The organism is Stenotrophomonas sp. 116085_Sma (assembly GCF_056479585.1).
Genome location: NZ_CM151057.1, coordinates 1,238,955 through 1,255,955 on the forward strand (window position 1 = coordinate 1,238,955; position 17,001 = coordinate 1,255,955).

16 protein-coding genes are annotated in these 17,001 nt (G+C 65.6%); 8 read left to right on the forward strand and 8 right to left on the reverse strand.

Going from position 1 to position 17,001, the window contains the following annotated elements:
* The first annotated feature begins 96 nt into the window (after positions 1 to 96).
* Complete coding sequence (locus ACZK0Z_RS05740; RefSeq protein ID WP_049430031.1) at positions 97 to 411, forward strand: hypothetical protein; 315 nt, start codon at positions 97 to 99, stop codon at positions 409 to 411.
* A gap of 82 nt (positions 412 to 493) precedes the next feature.
* Here ACZK0Z_RS05740 and ACZK0Z_RS05745 read toward each other — a convergent pair whose 3' ends face one another.
* From ACZK0Z_RS05745 to ACZK0Z_RS05755, 3 genes are all read right to left on the reverse strand, one after another.
* Positions 494 to 4,078 carry an ABC transporter permease/M1 family aminopeptidase gene (locus tag ACZK0Z_RS05745; RefSeq protein ID WP_336339885.1) on the reverse strand — a complete coding sequence of 1,195 codons (3,585 nt, stop codon included), beginning with the start codon at positions 4,076 to 4,078 and terminating at the stop codon, positions 494 to 496.
* A 12-nt stretch (positions 4,079 to 4,090) separates the two neighbouring features.
* Positions 4,091 to 4,993, reverse strand: coding sequence for an ABC transporter ATP-binding protein (locus tag ACZK0Z_RS05750; protein ID WP_478449475.1), 903 nt, complete (start codon positions 4,991 to 4,993; stop codon positions 4,091 to 4,093).
* Between the two features lie 131 nt (positions 4,994 to 5,124).
* Positions 5,125 to 6,156 carry a substrate-binding domain-containing protein gene (locus ACZK0Z_RS05755; RefSeq protein ID WP_197632832.1) on the reverse strand — a complete coding sequence of 344 codons (1,032 nt, stop codon included), beginning with the start codon at positions 6,154 to 6,156 and terminating at the stop codon, positions 5,125 to 5,127.
* 293 nt (positions 6,157 to 6,449) lie between these two features.
* Here ACZK0Z_RS05755 and ACZK0Z_RS05760 point away from each other — a divergent pair, with 293 nt between their 5' ends.
* Positions 6,450 to 7,037: a single-stranded DNA-binding protein gene (locus tag ACZK0Z_RS05760; RefSeq protein ID WP_197632830.1), complete on the forward strand. Its 588-nt coding sequence runs from the start codon at positions 6,450 to 6,452 to the stop codon at positions 7,035 to 7,037.
* A gap of 123 nt (positions 7,038 to 7,160) precedes the next feature.
* Here ACZK0Z_RS05760 and ACZK0Z_RS05765 read toward each other — a convergent pair whose 3' ends face one another.
* Positions 7,161 to 8,114, reverse strand: coding sequence for a LysR family transcriptional regulator (locus tag ACZK0Z_RS05765; protein ID WP_414489319.1), 954 nt, complete (start codon positions 8,112 to 8,114; stop codon positions 7,161 to 7,163).
* A 57-nt stretch (positions 8,115 to 8,171) separates the two neighbouring features.
* On the opposite strand from ACZK0Z_RS05765, the gene ACZK0Z_RS05770 reads away from it, so the two are divergent.
* From ACZK0Z_RS05770 to ACZK0Z_RS05795, 6 genes are all read left to right on the forward strand, one after another.
* Positions 8,172 to 8,498, forward strand: coding sequence for a nuclear transport factor 2 family protein (locus tag ACZK0Z_RS05770; RefSeq protein ID WP_197632829.1), 327 nt, complete (start codon positions 8,172 to 8,174; stop codon positions 8,496 to 8,498).
* Positions 8,495 to 9,277 carry an oxidoreductase gene (locus ACZK0Z_RS05775; RefSeq protein ID WP_197632827.1) on the forward strand — a complete coding sequence of 261 codons (783 nt, stop codon included), beginning with the start codon at positions 8,495 to 8,497 and terminating at the stop codon, positions 9,275 to 9,277. The genes ACZK0Z_RS05770 and ACZK0Z_RS05775 overlap by 4 nt, the downstream gene beginning before the upstream one ends.
* 211 nt (positions 9,278 to 9,488) lie before the next feature.
* The gene (locus tag ACZK0Z_RS05780; RefSeq protein WP_197632826.1) at positions 9,489 to 10,385 is read left to right on the forward strand and encodes a TIM barrel protein; all 897 of its coding nucleotides are present in this window, start codon (positions 9,489 to 9,491) and stop codon (positions 10,383 to 10,385) included.
* A gap of 27 nt (positions 10,386 to 10,412) precedes the next feature.
* On the forward strand, positions 10,413 to 12,098 hold the full coding sequence (locus ACZK0Z_RS05785; RefSeq protein WP_197632824.1) for a GMC oxidoreductase: 1,686 nt from the start codon (positions 10,413 to 10,415) through the stop codon (positions 12,096 to 12,098).
* Positions 12,098 to 12,673 carry a gluconate 2-dehydrogenase subunit 3 family protein gene (locus ACZK0Z_RS05790; RefSeq protein WP_197632822.1) on the forward strand — a complete coding sequence of 192 codons (576 nt, stop codon included), beginning with the start codon at positions 12,098 to 12,100 and terminating at the stop codon, positions 12,671 to 12,673. The genes ACZK0Z_RS05785 and ACZK0Z_RS05790 overlap by 1 nt, the downstream gene beginning before the upstream one ends.
* Positions 12,658 to 13,428 carry a 3-keto-alpha-glucoside-1,2-lyase-like domain-containing protein gene (locus tag ACZK0Z_RS05795; RefSeq protein ID WP_197632821.1) on the forward strand — a complete coding sequence of 257 codons (771 nt, stop codon included), beginning with the start codon at positions 12,658 to 12,660 and terminating at the stop codon, positions 13,426 to 13,428. Before ACZK0Z_RS05790 ends, ACZK0Z_RS05795 begins: the two co-directional genes overlap by 16 nt.
* A gap of 10 nt (positions 13,429 to 13,438) precedes the next feature.
* Here ACZK0Z_RS05795 and ACZK0Z_RS05800 read toward each other — a convergent pair whose 3' ends face one another.
* The 4 genes from ACZK0Z_RS05800 to ACZK0Z_RS05815 are packed head-to-tail and all read right to left on the reverse strand — an operon-like array spanning position 13,439 to position 16,995.
* Positions 13,439 to 13,726: a c-type cytochrome gene (locus ACZK0Z_RS05800; protein ID WP_404830725.1), complete on the reverse strand. Its 288-nt coding sequence runs from the start codon at positions 13,724 to 13,726 to the stop codon at positions 13,439 to 13,441.
* Between the two features lie 28 nt (positions 13,727 to 13,754).
* Positions 13,755 to 14,621, reverse strand: a complete 867-nt coding sequence (locus ACZK0Z_RS05805; RefSeq protein ID WP_197632817.1) for a TIM barrel protein — start codon at positions 14,619 to 14,621, stop codon at positions 13,755 to 13,757.
* A gap of 19 nt (positions 14,622 to 14,640) precedes the next feature.
* Positions 14,641 to 15,765, reverse strand: coding sequence for a Gfo/Idh/MocA family oxidoreductase (locus ACZK0Z_RS05810; RefSeq protein WP_197632815.1), 1,125 nt, complete (start codon positions 15,763 to 15,765; stop codon positions 14,641 to 14,643).
* On the reverse strand, positions 15,766 to 16,995 hold the full coding sequence (locus tag ACZK0Z_RS05815) for a nucleoside permease (RefSeq protein ID WP_100443778.1): 1,230 nt from the start codon (positions 16,993 to 16,995) through the stop codon (positions 15,766 to 15,768).
* Between the last annotated feature and the right edge of the window lie 6 nt (positions 16,996 to 17,001).

Sequence of the window (17,001 nt, forward strand, 5' to 3'; positions counted from 1 at the left end):
TGCCTGATCAGTCGAGCACGGCTCGACGCTACAGAAGGCTTCCTTTCGAACGCCGTCCGTGATCCCCTTGGGCGACATCGGGATCGAGGCTTCGCCATGGAACTCAGAGGACTACCCGCCGACGCGCCGGCACGATCACGCCATTCCCGCTCGGCCCTGATCTTCCTGATCGCGGCCATCGTTGCCGCCCTGGTGGCCATGCCGCTGCTGCGCGCGGTGGGCATGGTGCTGTGGCCGGTGTTCGTCATTGCCTGGCTGATCAACCTGGGCGCTGCCTGGCATCTGGCCCAGTGGGCGCGGCAGCAGGGGCGCTCGGCGTGGGCATTCGGATTGTTGGCGGCGCTGGGTACCGTCGCCTCGATCGTGGTGTACGTACTGCTGGCGTTGCTGGGACCGAAGGCCGCGCGCTGAATCCGCGCGGCCAGTCCGGGCCATGTGCCGAGCATGGCTCGGCACTACAGTAGAGCCGAACCATGCTCGCCTGCTTGGGGCCTCACATCGTCACCTTGCGCCGGTTGTCGTCGCTCACCCGGTCGATCAGCTTGTTGTACGGGTCGAAGCCTGCTTCGTCCGGCTTTTCATCCACGGTCACCGTAATCTTCGGCTCGGCGCTGGTGATGTGGTGGCGCTGCAGGTACAGCACCTTCTGGTCGCGTTCCTTGCCGGAGGGGCCATTGGCGAACACGCCGATCTCGACCCAATCATCCATCTTTCCGTCGCTTTCCTTGCCCTTGCCATCGGCATACTGCTTGGCCGCATGCAGGTCCAGGGTCACGTCGTAGCGGCCGTCCTCACGCTTGCGGGCGCTGGCGGCCATCACCCGGTTGTCGTAGAAGCTGATCTTCTCGAACAGGTCGGTGACCAGCTGCTGGCGGTCGGCCGGGGTCTCGGCGCGGATGTAGCCCAGCAGTTCGCGCGAGGTGGTGTAGGGCGGTTGCTGGTAACCCTTGTCCTGCAGGAATCGCTTCAAGGCGCGGTTCAGGGCCTGCTCGCCGATCTCCTCGCGCAGCCGGTAGAACACCAGCGACCCCTTCTGGTAGTGGATGTACTGCTGGTTCTCCACGCGCTCCAGCGGCTGCTCCTCGATGGCCTCGCCACCGCGCCCGGACAGGTAGCCGTCCAGCTCGCGCTTGAGGAACTGGCGCATGTGCTGGCGGCCGTATTCCTGCTCCATCACCATCAGCGCCGAGTACTGCGACAGCGACTCGGACAGCACCGTGGCGCCCTGCACGTTGGCGCCGATCACCTGGTGTGCCCACCACTGGTGTGCGATCTCGTGCGCGGTCACGTAGAAAACGTAGTCCACCTTGTCCGGATCGCGCAGGTCGGCGATGAAGCCGATCGCTTCGGAATACGGAATGGTGTTGGCGAACGACTGCGCGAAGCGCGCATAGCCCGGGAACTCGATGATGCGTACCTGGCGATGCTGGTACGGCGTGAAATTGGCTTCGTAGTAGGCCAGTGACTTCTGCACCGCCTCGATCATCCGGTCCACGTTGTAGCCGTGTGCCGGGTCGAAGTAGACCTCGATCGGAATGTCCTTGTACTTGCCCTTGCGGACCTCCCAACGCGCCGACAGGTAGGCGTAGAAATTCAGCATCGGGCGGTCCATGGCATAGCTGAAGCAGCGCCGGCCATTGACCGTGGTCTCGTGCTGCAGGTAGCCCGGGGCCAGCGCGACCTGGTCCGGCGCGGTGCAGACCGTGGTGCGGAAATCGAGCCAGTCGGCATCGTTGGAAATGTAGGTGTTGGCGCGCGCGGCTTCATCTTCCAGCTTGGGCATGCGCCGCGGCTCGCCCAGGTCACGCTTGCGCCGCTCGTTGCGGTCGGTGATCTCCGCGCCCTCGTTGTAGCCGAACGAGGGCAGCACGCGGCTGTTGAAGAACGTGCCGTTGTCCACAAGGTTGCTCGGCGCCTGGCCGGCGGTGATGCCATTGGGCTTCTGCACTACCCGGAAATGTACGCTACGGCTTTCGCCCGGTTGTAGGGGTGTGTCCAGCCGGTAGATGCGGTAGCCGAGATCCTTGTCGTGGAAGGTCAGCTTCTGTCCGCCAAGATCGGCCGCCACCAGCTGCTTGTCGTCACCCATTGAGACATGCAGTTCCGGAATGGGCTGGGCGTGCAGGTTGCGCACCGTCCAGTTCGCATCGATCACCATCGACTGCGATTCGGGGGACAGGTCCACGCGGTTGTCCACCGCCACGACGCGGGGCTGTGGCAGATTTCGGTACTTCGACAATTCGCGTTCGTAGCGGGCCTGCAGGTCCAGCTGTTGATCCGGAGAAAGGAACTCGTTGCGGATGTTGGTGCTCCAGTACAGCCAGCCGCCCACGGCGACGAACGCCACTGCTGCCAGCGCCGCAAAGGCACCGGTCGGGCCGCGCAGGCGGCGGCCGGCCAGGACCAGGCGCTGGCGCAGCCCCTGGCTGACACCGCGCACCCAGAAGGCGGAGGCCACGCACATCAACGCGAGCAGGAACAACGCCCAGTAGCCCTGGAACGCCAGCTGTCCGGTGAGGAAGTGGCCGTAGCCGTTCATGTCCGAATAGGGAGCGATCGGCCAGCTGCCGAAGTTGTAGATGTTCTGCGTGTAGTCGAGCATGCCCAGCACGCCCTGGCCGATCATCACCACGATCAGCAGCGCGTAACCGACGAACTTGTTGTTGGTGAGCACCTGCAGCACCAGCGCCAGGCCCCCCATCAGGATGTAGACCACCGAATCCAGCGCCAGGCTGCGCAGGTAGAGCAGCGGCTCCAGGTGCGTATAGCCCTTGGCCAGCTGCACGCTCATCGCGGCCAGCGCGCCGGCCGCCTGGAAACAGGCGATCACCGCCAGCAGTGCGGTGAACTTGGCCAGCAGCGGTACCCAGTTCGGCACCGGCATGGCGTCGGTCACTTCATTGATGCGCGCGCCGCGTTCCTTCCAGACCAGCTCACCGGCGAAGAACAACACGATGATCACCAGCAGCCAGCTGAAGGCGCCCTGCAGCCCCATGATCATCTGCGAGGTGACCGGCCAGATCGAGGTGCCGTACAGGGTCTGCCGGAACAGCGCGCTGGGCAGGAAGTTGGCCAGGCCCAGTACCAGCAGCACGATGAACGGCACGCTGCGCAGGACGCCGCGTGTATCGAAGCGGACCTGGCGCAGGAACTGCTGCCACGCGGTGGTGGCAGTGAACGCCGGTACCACGCGCGGCAGTGTCGCGCGGCTGGGGCGGATGCCGGCGGCATCGGCAACCGGCTGCGCCGGCCTGCGTCCCCAGCGCCGGCGGCCGCTGCCGCTGCGTTCGGTGCGGAACAGCGCGAACGTGGCGGCGAACAGCACCGCGGCCACGCCCAGCCACAGGGCGCGGTTGGCCAGCAGGTAACCGGCCAGCGCCGGAATGCCGCTGTTGCGTTCGGCGGTGGACCAGTAGCGGATGGTGCGGCCCAGTGCACGCATGCCGAGCGGCTCGCTCAGTACCGCGATCCAGGTGTTGTCGATGTCGCGCAGCAGGGCGGCACTGGCGCCGTACAGCACCAGGTAGGCCACCAGGCCGATGTAGACCCACAGGATCGAGCGGGTCACCGCGGCCAGCAGTGATAGCAGCGCGGTGGTGAACAGCAGGTTGGGAATGACGATGACCGCAAAGGTCCAGGCATAGCCCTGCCAACTGATCGGGCCCATGCGTTCGGGATCGACCCAGGGCATGAACGGCGCCAGCCACAGGCCGAACGCGATCACCACGTAGACCAGCAGTCCAGCCGCCAGTGCTGCGGCGATGCGTCCGGCCAGATAGTCGTGGCGCTTCACTGGGCTGGCGAAGATCAGTTCGGCGGTGCCGAGCTCGAAGTCACGCAGCAGCGCATTGCTGACGAACAGCGCGGTGACCAGCATGCCGAGCAGGGTGAAGATGCCCAGCATCTGCGCGATCACCGTCGGCGCGTTGCTGTGCACGTTGCCGGTGCCGCCACCGATCTGCACGGCGTCGCTGGAGGCCGCGGCGAAGGCGAGCACGGCGAACAGCCCGGCCAGCAGCCACAGCAGCGGGGAACGCAGCTGCTCGCGCAGCTCGAAGCGGAAGAAGTTGAGGATCATGGCGTACTCCGCTCAGGCTGCCGCGCGGGTACGGGCCTGCAGGCGCAGGCGCTGGAAGTACACGTCCTCAAGGTCGGGAGCCACGGCCGCGAAGCCATCGCCGGGATCATTGGCGCTGTGCACGTGGATCACCGGGCGGCCCCCCACCAGACGGGTCGACAGCACCACGTAGCGCGCCTCGTGGTCGGCCAGCTCGGAAGGATCGACCTGCTTGCGCCAGACCTGCTGCTGCAGCGCGTCGATGGCATCGGCCGGGCGCCCGGTCAGCAGCACCTGGCCCTTGTTCATGATCGCCATCGTCGGGCACAGATCGGTCACGTCCTCGACGATATGGGTGGACAGGATGACTGCCACGTTCTCGCCGATGGCCGCCAGCAGATTGAGGAAGCGGTTGCGTTCTTCCGGGTCGAGGCCAGCGGTGGGTTCGTCGACGATCACCAGCCGCGGGTCGCCGAGCAGTGCCTGGGCGATGCCGAAGCGCTGGCGCATGCCGCCGGAGTAGGTGCCGAGCTTGCGCTTGCGCGCGTCCCACAGGTTCACCTGCTGCAGCAGGCCATCGACCATCTCGCGCCGCTGGGCGCGCTGGGTCAGGCCCTTGAGCACCGCGAAATGCTCCAGCAGGTCCAGCGCGCTGACCTTGGGGTAGACGCCGAAATCCTGCGGCAGGTAGCCCTGGCGGCGACGCACCGCGTCCTTGTCGCGCAGTACGTCGATCGGCGCCTCGCCTGGAATGCTGAGGGTGGCCGTGCCACTATCGGCCTCCTGCAGGGTCGACAGCGTGCGCATCAGCGACGACTTGCCAGCGCCGTTCGGGCCGAGCAGGCCGAACATGCCGCGCGGGATGTCCAGGCTGACATTGTTGAGAGCATGCACGCCGTTGGCGTACGTCTTGGACAGCGAATCGATCTTCAGCATGCGACGTACACCTTTCCATGGGCGATGTCTGCGCGTTATCCGCGCATCGGCTTCCGTGCGCATCCGCCGTTGGTCATGGGGGGAGAATTCCGCCGTCGCACGTTGAGGCGTGGCGGGAGGTCTGGTGGCGCTTACCGGCGCAGCGATGATTCCCGCACCACCAGCTTCACCGGGATGCTCTGGCTCTCCACCGGTTGCCGGCCGATCAGCGTCAGCAGGCGCTCCACCAGCAGCTGGCCGGCCTGTTTGGTGTCCTGCTGGACCGTGGTCAGCGCCGGGGATACCGAGGCCGCCAGCGGGATGTCGTCGAAGCCGGTCACCGCCACGTCCTGCGGCACCCGTAGCCCGGCCTCGCGCAGGGCGCGCATCGCACCGATGGCGATCAGGTCGCTGGCGGCGCAGATCGCATCGATCGGTTCGCCGCGCGCCAGCAGCGCCTGGCAGGCCTCCTGGCCGGAAGCCTCGGTGGTGATCGCATCGTGCTGCAGCGCCGGTTGGGCGGCCAGGCCGTGGTCCTGCAGGGCCGCGACATGGCCGCGGTAGCGCTCCTGGAATTCGGGGTAATGGCTGGAGGCATGGCCGAGGAAGGCGATGCGGCGGCAGCCCTGCTGCAGCAGGTGGGTGGTGATGTCATGCCCGCCCTGGAAGTTGTCGCTGCCGATCGACACGCCGGGCTGGCCGGGCAGGGCGGCGCCCCAGCGCACGAAGTGCGTGCCCTGTTCGACCAGCCGCTGCAGGCGGTCGCGCGATTCGTGGTAGTCGCCGTAGCCGAGCAGGATGATGCCGTCGGCCTTGTTGCTGTCCTCGTAATCGGCCTGCCAGTCGGTGGACAGTTGCTGGAACGAGACCAGCAGGTCCTGCCCGTGCAGCGCGCAGGCGCGGGTGATCGAGCCCAGCATCGAATGGAAGAACGGGTTGATCAGCGAGTCGTCGTTGGTCGGGTCCTCGAAGAACAGCAGGGCCAGCGTGCCGGCGTTGCGCAGGCGCAGGCTGGAGGCGTTCTTGTCGACCTTGTAGTTCAGCTCGCGGGCGATGCGCAGGATGCGCTCGCGGGTCTCGGCATTGACCATCGGGCTGCCCCGCAAGGCTCGCGACACGGTCGGCTGGGAGACCCCGGCCAGGTGGGCGATGTCCAGGGAGGTGGCTTTGCCTTTGATCGTCATGGGCACGCGGGAGGGGGCAGGGGGAAGGTGCCTGGGCATGATGCCATGGGTAGGTGCCAATACCCCTCTGGAGGTCCGCCGAAGCGAGGGTAAGTCATTGCCGGACAAGGAAATCAGTTCAATCCCCCTGCGCGGACGGGGTCTTCTGACCGGGCGGATGGCGGTGGCAATGCTAAGATGCATAGTTCTTGCATTCCCCCAAATTTCAACAGGGGCGGCCCAGCCTACTGCACCCCCGCCCGGGGCTGTGCTATCACTGGCGGTCTGCCCTTGGACAACGGACGAAGGTACCTATGGCGCGCGGCATCAACAAAGTCATCCTGGTCGGCAATCTCGGCAACGACCCGGACGTGAAGTACACCCAGGGCGGCATGGCGATCACCCGCATCAGCCTGGCCACCACCAGCGTCCGCAAGGACAAGGACGGCAACCAGCAGGAACGCACCGAATGGCATCGCGTGGTGTTCTTCGGCAAGCTGGGCGAGATCGCTGGCGAATACCTGCGCAAGGGCAGCTCGGTCTACGTCGAAGGCAGCCTGCGTTACGACAAGTACACCGGCCAGGACGGCGTGGAGAAGTACTCCACCGACATCATCGCCGATGAAATGCAGATGCTGGGCGGCCGCGGTGAAGGCGGTGGCGGTGGCGGTGGCGGCGGCGGTGGTGGTGGCAACTACGGCGGCGATCGTCCGCAGCGCCAGCAGGCCCCGCGCCAGGAGTACGGCGGTGGCGGCGGCCAGCGTGGCGGCCAGGGTGGTGGTTATGGCAACCAGGGCGGCAACCAGGGCGGTGGCTACGGCAACCAGGGTGGCAACCAGCGCCCGCAGCCGCAGCAGGCGCCGCCGATGGACGACTTCGCTGACGACGATATTCCGTTCTAAGCGCACCCTCGGTGCATCCCGACAAGGGCTCCTGGCATGTCTGCCTGGGGCCCTTGTCGTTTTTGAGGCCCTGCCGGGATCCTGTTGTCTGACGGCCGGCGATGCGGACGTTCCTCGATGTTGTCACTGATTGCCGAACACACCCTGGTTCAGCAGGCAATCAATGAACGCCCCCAGCAGGGCGGGGCGATGCCGCCTGTTCGGGTAGTAGAGAAAAAGCCCGGGGCGCGAGACCGACCAATCCGCCAGTACCCGTACCAGCAATCCCTGGGCCAGCAGTTCGCCCACGCGATCCTGCTCGAAGTGATAGGCGATTCCAAGGCCGGCAAGTGCCGCCGCAATCCCGACGTCAGCGTGATTGGTGACGACAGGACCGTCCACGGCGACCTCCAGGTGACGGCCTCGCTTCTTGAACTCCCATCGATACTGCCTGCCGTCACTCTGCAGCCGCCAGTTGATGCAGGCATGGTCCTGCAGTTCCGTTGGAGATCGCGGCGTTCCACGGCGTGCGACGTAATCCGGTGACGCCACGGCGACCATGTTCAGGTCGGGAGTGAGGCGGATGGCCACCATGTCCTTCTCGAGCTGCCCGCCCACGCGGATGCCTGCATCAAACCGCCCACTGACGATGTCGCTGAGCGCGTCGTCCACCACAATGTCGACCACGACATCGGGGTAGACCTGATGGAAGCGGGCAAGCCGCGGGGCAATCAGTGTTCTCGCGGCGATGCCCAGCGTATTGATGCGCAGCGTCCCATTCACCCGTCCGGTCGCCTCGCGGGTTTCAGCGACCGCTACGGCCAACTCCTCGAACAGCGGCGCTATGCGTGCGTACAGTCGCCCGCCACTCGCTGATGGCGCGACGCTTCGGGTCGTGCGATTGAGCAGGCGGGTGCCGAGGCGGCCTTCCAGTTGACGGATGGTCTGGCTCAGCGCCGAGGGCGATACCCCCAGATGTTCCGCAGCCCGCGCGAAGCTCTGGCGTTCCACCACCGCCACGAAGGCCTTCAGTTCAGTGAACTCGGATCCGCGCATTAGGTAGGCTTTTCGACATAACCCATTCGGATTATAGGGCATTCACTTAACTGGCCTGCGTGCACATCCTGAGCGCCTCACCACTGCAGAAGCCCAGCAATGAATGCACTGACACTCCCAGAGCCCATTGCCGCGTACTTCGCGGCCGAACATGACCCCGAAGCCCTCGGGCGTTGCTTCACCACCCAGGCGATCCTAAAGGACGACGGGCACACGCTCACCGGCGTCAACGCGATCAAGGTCTTCCTGGCCGAGGCATCGGCCAAGTACCGTGCCACCAGCATGCCATGCGCCATCGCGCGGCAGGAACACTGTCACGTTGTCCGCGCCACTGTCAGTGGCAATTTCCCAGGCAGCCCGATCCAGCTGACCTACCGTTTCGAATTGCAACGAGGCCTGATCGCAGCGCTGGAGATCACGGCATGAGCTTCGATCTTCAACTCGGTGGCCTGCGGGTCGTGGTAACCGGCGGCACGTTGGGTGTGGGGGCTGCGGTGGTCAGGACCCTGGCCGAGGCTGGGGCCCGGGTGATGACGTCTGCGCGCAGCTTGCCGGCGCGGCCGTTCGAAGGGGTCGCGTACGTGGCAGCCGATCTGTCGACGGCCGAGGGCACCGGCATCTTCGCCAACGCCGTGCTGCAGGCGTGGGGCGGCGCAGACATCTTGGTCAATGTGCTGGGGGGATCAAAGACACCCAGCGGCGGCTTCGCGGCGATCAGTGATGCGCACTGGTTTGCCGAGCTGAACCTCAATCTGATGCCAGCGGTTCGTCTGGATCGCGCCTTGCTGCCAGCAATGCTCGCGCAGCGCGCCGGAGTGATCATCCACGTCAGTTCGATCCAGCGCATGCTGCCTCTGCCGGAGTCCACTACCGCTTACGCGGCGGCCAAAGCGGCACTTACGACGTATAGCAAGTCGCTTTCAAGAGAGGTCACCCCCAAGGGCGTGCGCGTGCTGAGTGTTGCGCCGGGCTGGATCGAGACAGAGGCGTCCCGGGAATTTGCAGAACGGATCGCGGCAGAAGCGGGAACCGACTATGAGGATGGCAAGAGGCTGGTCATGGACTGGCTCGGGGGGATCCCGGTGGGGCGTCCCGCGGCTCCGCAGGAGGTGGCCGATCTGATCACGTTCCTGGCGTCTCCCCGGTCTGCGTCGATTTCCGGAACGGAGTATCGGATCGACGGGGGCACGGTCTCGACCCTGTAGCCAACACGCGTCGTCCCGCTGCCACCGCCCAGAAAGAAAGCCCGCCTCATACGGGGCTTTCCTTTGTCCACAATTCCTGCGGAGTTGTGCTTCGCAGCATCAGTTTTCGTGCACCGCGACTTGCAAACAGACAAATTCCTCCCCTATGGTGCAATCGATTGCATTGCTGTGAATCGTTGCGTTTGATACCGGTTGGGAGGCCGGTAGGTGGATGTCCATCCATTCGATCAGACCGGTTCTTTCGAGGGGGCTCACGCGGCGCGATGCGTTGCGCATGGCCGTCGCTAGCAGCGTGGCCCTGTGTACCGCGGGGACGATGCCTGCGTTTGCCGCCACGGCGCAACTCAAGGGCAACCTGAAGCACTCCGTCGCCCGCTGGACCTTCCCGCAGCTGTCCGTCGCCCAACTCTGCGCGACGGTGAAGGACATAGGTTTTGCCGCAATCGACCTGGTCGGCCCGGAAGACTGGCCCACGCTGAAGGCGAATGGTGTCTACAGCTCGATGTGCAACGGCGCGGAGCTGGGCCTGACCAAGGGCTTTGCCGGGCGTGAGTTCCACGACCAGCTGGTGGAGCGCTACACGCGGCACATCGATCTGGTCGCCGATGCCGGTTACCGTAATCTCATCTGCTTCTCCGGCAACCGCAACGGTATGGATCCGCAGGAAGGCATGGCCAATGCGGAGGCTGGCCTCAAGCGCATCCTCGGGCATGCCGAGAAGCGCGGCGTGGTGCTGGTGATGGAGTTGCTGAACTCCAGGGTCGACCATCGCGACTACCTGTGCGACCACTCTGCGTGGGGCGTAGAGCTTTGCCAGCGGCTGGGCTCGGACAACTTCGGCCTGCTCTACGACATCTATCACATGCAGATCATGGAAGGCGACATCATCGCCACCATTGGAAAACACCACGCCTGCTTCAAGCATTACCACACCGCAGGCGTGCCTGGCCGGAACGAGATCGGAGACCAGCAGGAGCTCCACTATCCGGCCATCTGTCGCGCGATCCGCGACACAGGTTTCAAGGGGTATCTGGCGCAGGAGTTCACGCCTGCAGCCCCCGATCCCGTTGCCTCATTGCGCGAGGCGATCCGCCTCTGCGACGTCTGAAACGATATCCACCCAGGTAAGAAACCCATGGCAGATAATCACTACGACGCCATCGTTGTTGGCTCGGGAATCAGTGGCGGTTGGGCGGCGAAGGAGCTGACCGAAAAGGGCCTGAAGGTCCTGATGCTGGAACGCGGTCGCAACATCGAGCACGTCAAGGACTACGTCAACGCGATGAAGGAGGCGTGGGATTTCCCGCATCGCAACCGTCCGACGCAGGCGATGAAGGCCGCGTTCCCGGTGCTGATGCGTGACTACGGCCTGGCCGAGAACCTGGAAGGAATGTGGGCCAACGAACAGGACTCGCCCTACATCGAGACCAGGCGTTTCGACTGGTTCCGTGGCTACCATGTCGGCGGCCGTTCGCTGCTGTGGGGGCGGCAGAGCTATCGCTTCTCCGATCTGGATTTCGAGGCGAACCTCAAGGACGGCATCGCCACCGACTGGCCGATCCGCTATGCCGACATCGCGCCGTGGTACGACCATGTCGAGAAGTTCGCCGGCATCGCCGGTACGCGCGAGGGACTTGATGTGCTGCCGGACGGCGAGTTCCTGCCGCCGATCCCGTTGAACATCGTCGAGAAGGATGTGGCCGCACGTATCAAGAAGGCCTTTGGCGGAACGCGGCACATGATCCACTCGCGCACCGCCAACATCACCAAGCCGATGCCCGAGCAGGGCCGCGTCAACTGCCAGTACCGCAACAAGTGCATCCTGGGCTGTCCCTTCGGTGCCTACTTCTCGACCCAGGCGGCGACGCTGCCAGCGGCGATGAAGACCGGCAACCTGACCTTGCGTCCGTTCTCGATCGTCAAGGAAGTGCTCTATGACAAGGATCGCAAGCGTGCGCGTGGCGTGGAGGTCATCGACGCCGAAACCGGCCAGACCTACCAGTACACCGCCAAGGTGATCTTCCTCAATGCGTCGTCGTTCAACTCGACGTGGCTGCTGATGAATTCGGCGACCGATGTATGGGACGGCGGGCTGGGCTCTTCGTCCGGTGAGTTGGGGCGCAACGTGATGGATCATCATTTCGGTGCGGGTGCCTCGGGCCGGGTCGAGGGCTACGAAGACAAGTACTACTTCGGCCGCCGTCCCTGCGGTTTCTACATTCCGCGCTTCCGCAACGTCGCAGCCGACAAGCGTGGCTACCTGCGCGGGTTCGGCTACCAGGGCGGTGCCAGCCGAAACGGCTGGTCGCGCGAGATCGCCGAGCTGAACATCGGCGCCGACCTGAAGGAAGCGCTGACCGTGCCGGGTGACTGGCGCATCGGCATGACCGGGTTCGGTGAAATGCTGCCGCACCACGACAATACAATCCGCCTGGACCACGACCGCAAGGACAAGTGGGGGCTGCCGGTGCTGGCGATGGACGTTGCCATGCGTGCCAACGAACTGGCGATGCGCAAGGACATGGCCGCCGACGCGGCCGAGATGCTGGAAGCGGCCGGCGTCAAGGACGTGAAGATGCACGACAACGACTACGCCCCGGGCAAGGGCATTCATGAAATGGGAACGGCACGGATGGGACGTGACCGCAGGAGCTCCGTATTGAACGCACACAACCAGGTCTGGGATGCGCCCAACGTCTATGTGACCGACGGCGCCTGCATGACCTCCAGCGCCTGCGTGAATCCGTCGCTGACCTACATGGCGCTGACCGCGCGGGCCGCCGATCATGCCGTGCGCGAACTGAAAGCGGGGAACCTGTGATGGATCGTCGCGAACTGCTGAAGATGATCGTCGCCGCCACCGGCGCGGCCATGGTTGGATTGCCTGCGCTTGTGCAGGGGCAGGCACCGGCGGGCGCCACGAAGATCCATTTCTCCGATGCCGATGTCGGCACGCTGGACGAGATCGCCGAGACCATCCTGCCGCGGACCCGGACACCTGGCGCGAAGGACGCCGGTGCCGGGTTGTTCATGGCGACATTCGTCAGCGATTGCTACACCGCCCGGCAGCAGGCGGCGTTTCGCGCCGGCCTGGCCGACATCGACAAACGCGCAGGTGGCCGCTTCGTATCGCTCACACCGGAAGCCCGCACCGGGTTGCTGCGAACGCTGGACGCTGAAGCGAAGGCACGTCCTGCCGACGTGACCGAGACCGGTACACCAGAAGAGGGCGAAGCGATGCCGCATTACTTCACGATGATCAAGCAGTTGGCCATCTTCGGCTTCTTCACTTCCAAAGTCGGTGCGACCGGCGTGCTGCAGTACGTCGCCGTGCCGGGTCGCTATGACGGCGACCTGGCCTATACCCCCGGCACGCCTGCATGGGGAACCAGCTGATGGAGACCGTGATGATCAGGGCTCTGGTGATCGCCGCTGGCCTTCTGGCTGCTGCACCTGCCCTCGCGCAGGACGCTGCCGATCCTGCACGCGATCCGAAGAAGACCGAGGTGTGGACGCCGGTGCCCGCAGTCGTGGCGACGCCCGCGGGCAAGGCGCCGTCCGACGCCATCGTGCTGTTCGATGGCAGGGATGCCTCCGCATGGGAGGCAGAGCAGGGTGGGCCTGTGCCCTGGAAGATCGCCGATGGCGCGATGACCGTGGTGCCGGGCAGCAAGGGCATCCGCACCCGGCAACGCTTCTGCGACGTCCAGCTGCATGTCGAATGGCGTACCCCCACCGAGACGAAGGGCTTTGACGGCCAGAACCGGGGCAACAGCGGCATCTTCCTGCAGGAACTTTACGAGCTGCAGGTGCTCGACAGCTACAACAACCCCACCTACGCCAATGGACAGGCCGGTTCGATCTACAAGCAGGCCCTGCCACGGGTGAACGCCTCGCGCGCACCGGGCCAGTGGCAGGCCTACGACATCATCTGGAAGGCGCCGCGCTTCTCGCCGGGCGGCGGGCTCGTCTCGCCTGCGCGCATCACGGTGCTGCACAACGGCGTGCTGGTGCAGGATGACACCGTGCTGGCGGGCAGGACCGAGTATATCGGCGCACCGTCGTACTCACCCCACGCGTGCGCGCCGCTCTATCTGCAGGAGCATGATTCCAGGGTCAGCTACCGCAACATCTGGGTGCGCGAGCTGTAACACCCGCCGACTACTTCGCCAGGTAACTGGCGATGTCGTCGATTTCCTGCTGCGAAAGCTGGGGAAAGGGCGGCATCAGTCCGCCGCCCTTCCTGATCTTGTCCTTGATCTGCGCGGCATCCAGGCGCTTGCTGACATCGGTGAGCGCCGGGAACGCACCCGGCATGCCGGCGCGATCAGCGCCGTGGCAGGCCATGCAGTTCGCGCTGTAGAGCTTGGCGCCGGCGGCAGGATCGTCCTTGCACCAGGCAGTGGTGGCAAGCGTCGCGCCACACAGCATCACAGCCAGTTTCAGCATCGTCTTCAAGCGGGGGCTCCTTCGCGGGCTAGCGTTGTGCGCTGGCGTGCGGGCTGACGGTCAGGTGTTCACGCAGGTAGTCCGCACCGGTCTGGATCACCTTGGCCGGATCACGCGGTTGGTCGTGTTCGAGGATGTACCAGTGCACGCCCGCGGCGGCCGCGGCTGGCAGGATCGCGTTCCAGTCCAGCACGCCCTGGCCGACGGCGGCGAATCCACCTTCGTCCCGGGCCTGGCCCTTGGGCGCATTGTCCTTGGCGTGCACCGCGAACAGGCGGTCACGGAACTTGCCCAGCATCACCGCCGGGTCGTGTCCGGAGCGCGCCACCCAGGCCAGGTCCAGTTCGGTCTGCAGGTCGGGGCCGGCAGCAGCGAACAGCAGTTCCAGGCCGGTCCTTCCGTTGAAGTCGACCAGCTCGAAGTCGTGGTTGTGGTAGGCCAGGCGCATGCCCTTGGCGCGCACCTGTTTCGACAGCCGGCCCAGCTCCTGGCCCAGTGCGGTCCAGCCCGCCGCATCGGTGGGCCGGTCCTTCGCGTCCAGGTAGGGCACGACCAGCGTGGTGTTGCCGATCGAGCGGTTGAAGGCCACCACGCCGTCCAGGTCCTTGCGCAGCTCGGCCAGCGCCACGTGCGAGGAGATCGCCTTGATCGAGTACCGGTCCAGCAGCTGCTTGAGTTCGCTGGCGCTGACGCCCTGGGTGCCCACCGTTTCCACCGCGTGCACGCCCGCGTCGTGGACGATCTTCAACTGCTGGTCGAGCGAGCCGGCGTTGCGCAGCGAGTACATCTGCACCGCGATCGGCATCTGCGGCGCGGGGGCTTCGCCGGCAAAGGCGGGCAGCACAGCGAACAACAGGAGTGCGAGGGCTGCGGTTCTGCGAACAGGGGTGTTCATCAAGCGTTCCTCCCGGGATTCAATCGATGGTGGTCCAGGCGCGGGTCCTGGCCGATGCAATGACGCGGTCGACGATCCGTGCCGAGCGCACGCCGTCGTTGAAAGTGGGCAGGCCCTCGGGCCGTTCGCCGTCGATCGCGCGATAGGTGTCGGCGACAAACGCCTCGAAGCAATGCCCGTAGCCCTGCGCGTGACCGGCCGGCAGCACCGACAGCCGCCGTTGTTCGACACCGCCTGCACCAGGACCGCGCACGAAGATCTCCTCGCGCTGGCCAGGTCTTCCGATCCACAGCCGCTCGGCATCCTCCTGGTTGAAGGCCACGCTGGCCCTGGCACCGTCGATCTCGAACCAGAGGCGGTTGTGGCGTCCTGCGGAGACCTGGCTGACCGTCAATGACGCCAGTGTGCCGGCACCGGTCCTGAACATCGCCGCGGCCACGTCTTCGCTGGTGACCGTCTGCATCGCGTCGCTGGCTGTGGGCGTGCTGAAGCTCTGACCGGTGATGGCGCCGCGTTCGGCGATCACCGTCTCGAACGCCGCGTTGACCTCGGCGAAGCGCTCGCCGCTGATCCATTCCACCAGGTCGCACCAGTGCGAGCCGATGTCGGCGAACACGCGCGACGTACCGCCCAGTGCCGGATCCACGCGCCAGTTGTTGCTGGCCGGGTCCAGCAGCCAGTCCTGCAGGTAGCTCCCGTGGATCAGGTGCAGCGGCCCCAGCTCGCCGTGTGCGATGCGTGCGCGCGCCTCGCGCACCACCGGGTGGTAGCGGTAGACGAAGGGTACCGTGGCCACAAGGCCGCGCGAGGCGGCCAGCGCAGCCAACGCCTGTGCATCTTCCAGCGAGGTGGCCAGCGGCTTCTCGCAGATGACGTGCTTGCCGGCTTCCAATGCGGCCTGTGCCATCGGCCGGTGCAGATGATTGGGCGTACAGACGTGCACGACCTGCACCTGCGGATCGGCGATGACCTCGTCGATGTCCCGATAGGCGCGCGGGACATTCCAGGACTGCGCGACCTCATGTGCACGCTGCGCGGACGAGGCGGCCACGCCGCGGATCTGCGCACCGGCCAACAGCGCCGCGCGACGATGCACGGCGCCAATCATGCCGGTGCCGACGATGGCGATTCCAAGCGTCGCCATCTACTGGATTCCTCGGGACGCAGACGGTGCGGCTGCGACCAGCGGCCGGTCGCGGAACAGCAGCAGGAAGGCGATCAGCACGACCAGCGCGACACCGGCCGGGAACAGCCAGATCTGTTGCCAGTCAGGTCCCGCCGCCGTGGTGAAGTGCTCCACCACCGCACCGGACAGGAAGGTGCCGATCAGCATGCCCACGCCATAGGTCGCCAGGGTGATGAAGCCCTGCGCGCTGCTGCGCGCGTCGGGGCCGGCATGCGCATCGGTGTAGATCTGGCCGGTGACGAAGAAGAAGTCGTAGCAGATGCCGTGCAGCACGATGCCGATCACCAGCAGCGAGAAGCCGCTACCGGCATCACCGAAGGCGAACAGGGCATAGCGCAGCACCCACGCAGCCATGCCCACCGCCAGCATCGTCTTCACCCCCAGCCGCACGAACAGGAATGGCATCGCCAGCATCAGCAGCACTTCGGACACCTGGCCCAGCGACTGCAGGCCCGCAGCGCCGCGCACGCCCAGGTCATTGAGGTACGGGTTGGTGAAGTTGTAGTAGAACGACAGCGGGATGCAGATGGCGATGGAGGCCAGGAAGAACACCAGGTACGCGCGTGACTTCAGCAACCGCAGCGAATCCAGCCCCAGAATCTGCCCGAGGCCGGCATCGCGCTGCTTCGCCAGCGGCGGCGTGTGCGGCAGGGTGAACGCGTACAGCCCCAGCACCAGTGATGCCACCGCCGCCATCTGGAAGGTGAGTTCGAGCCGATGCGCCTGTTCCCAGCCCAGCCAGCCGATCAGCACACCGGCCACGATCCAGCCGACGCTGCCGGCCACGCGCACCAGCGGGAACTGCTTCTCCGGCGACTGCATGTGCCGCATTGCCACGCTGTTGGCCAGCGCCAGCGTCGGCATGAACAGCAGCATGTAGCCCATCACGCAGGCGGAGAACGTGCTGAAGCTGTCCGCTGTGGAGGCCATCCAAAGCAGTACTGCGCCGGCCAGGTGCAGGACCGCAAGGATGCGCTGCGCGGCGAAGTAGCGATCGGCAATCAGGCCAACCAGGAAGGGTGCGACGATGGCGCCGATGGACTGGCTGAGGAAGGCCGTCGCCACCTGGCTGGCGCTGGCCTGCAGCGGGCCCTGCACCAGGTAGGTGCCCAAGGTCACGAACCACGCTCCCCAGATGAAGAACTGCAGAAACATCATCGCGCCCAAGCGCGACATGGCGTGCGTCATGGCTTG

What these genes read in the sequence shown, in the direction of transcription:
- ACZK0Z_RS05740 (WP_049430031.1), top strand. Translation starts at nt 97, where the DNA reads ATGGAACTCAGAGGACTACCCGCCGACGCGCCGGCACGATCACGCCAT.
- ACZK0Z_RS05745 (WP_336339885.1), bottom strand. Translation starts at nt 4,078, where the DNA reads ATGATCCTCAACTTCTTCCGCTTCGAGCTGCGCGAGCAGCTGCGTTCC.
- ACZK0Z_RS05750 (WP_478449475.1), bottom strand. Translation starts at nt 4,993, where the DNA reads ATGCTGAAGATCGATTCGCTGTCCAAGACGTACGCCAACGGCGTGCAT.
- ACZK0Z_RS05755 (WP_197632832.1), bottom strand. Translation starts at nt 6,156, where the DNA reads ATGACGATCAAAGGCAAAGCCACCTCCCTGGACATCGCCCACCTGGCC.
- ACZK0Z_RS05760 (WP_197632830.1), top strand. Translation starts at nt 6,450, where the DNA reads ATGGCGCGCGGCATCAACAAAGTCATCCTGGTCGGCAATCTCGGCAAC.
- ACZK0Z_RS05765 (WP_414489319.1), bottom strand. Translation starts at nt 8,114, where the DNA reads ATGCCCTATAATCCGAATGGGTTATGTCGAAAAGCCTACCTAATGCGC.
- ACZK0Z_RS05770 (WP_197632829.1), top strand. Translation starts at nt 8,172, where the DNA reads ATGAATGCACTGACACTCCCAGAGCCCATTGCCGCGTACTTCGCGGCC.
- ACZK0Z_RS05775 (WP_197632827.1), top strand. Translation starts at nt 8,495, where the DNA reads ATGAGCTTCGATCTTCAACTCGGTGGCCTGCGGGTCGTGGTAACCGGC.
- ACZK0Z_RS05780 (WP_197632826.1), top strand. Translation starts at nt 9,489, where the DNA reads ATGTCCATCCATTCGATCAGACCGGTTCTTTCGAGGGGGCTCACGCGG.
- ACZK0Z_RS05785 (WP_197632824.1), top strand. Translation starts at nt 10,413, where the DNA reads ATGGCAGATAATCACTACGACGCCATCGTTGTTGGCTCGGGAATCAGT.
- ACZK0Z_RS05790 (WP_197632822.1), top strand. Translation starts at nt 12,098, where the DNA reads ATGGATCGTCGCGAACTGCTGAAGATGATCGTCGCCGCCACCGGCGCG.
- ACZK0Z_RS05795 (WP_197632821.1), top strand. Translation starts at nt 12,658, where the DNA reads ATGGGGAACCAGCTGATGGAGACCGTGATGATCAGGGCTCTGGTGATC.
- ACZK0Z_RS05800 (WP_404830725.1), bottom strand. Translation starts at nt 13,726, where the DNA reads ATGCTGAAACTGGCTGTGATGCTGTGTGGCGCGACGCTTGCCACCACT.
- ACZK0Z_RS05805 (WP_197632817.1), bottom strand. Translation starts at nt 14,621, where the DNA reads ATGAACACCCCTGTTCGCAGAACCGCAGCCCTCGCACTCCTGTTGTTC.
- ACZK0Z_RS05810 (WP_197632815.1), bottom strand. Translation starts at nt 15,765, where the DNA reads ATGGCGACGCTTGGAATCGCCATCGTCGGCACCGGCATGATTGGCGCC.
- ACZK0Z_RS05815 (WP_100443778.1), bottom strand. Translation starts at nt 16,995, where the DNA reads ATGACGCACGCCATGTCGCGCTTGGGCGCGATGATGTTTCTGCAGTTC.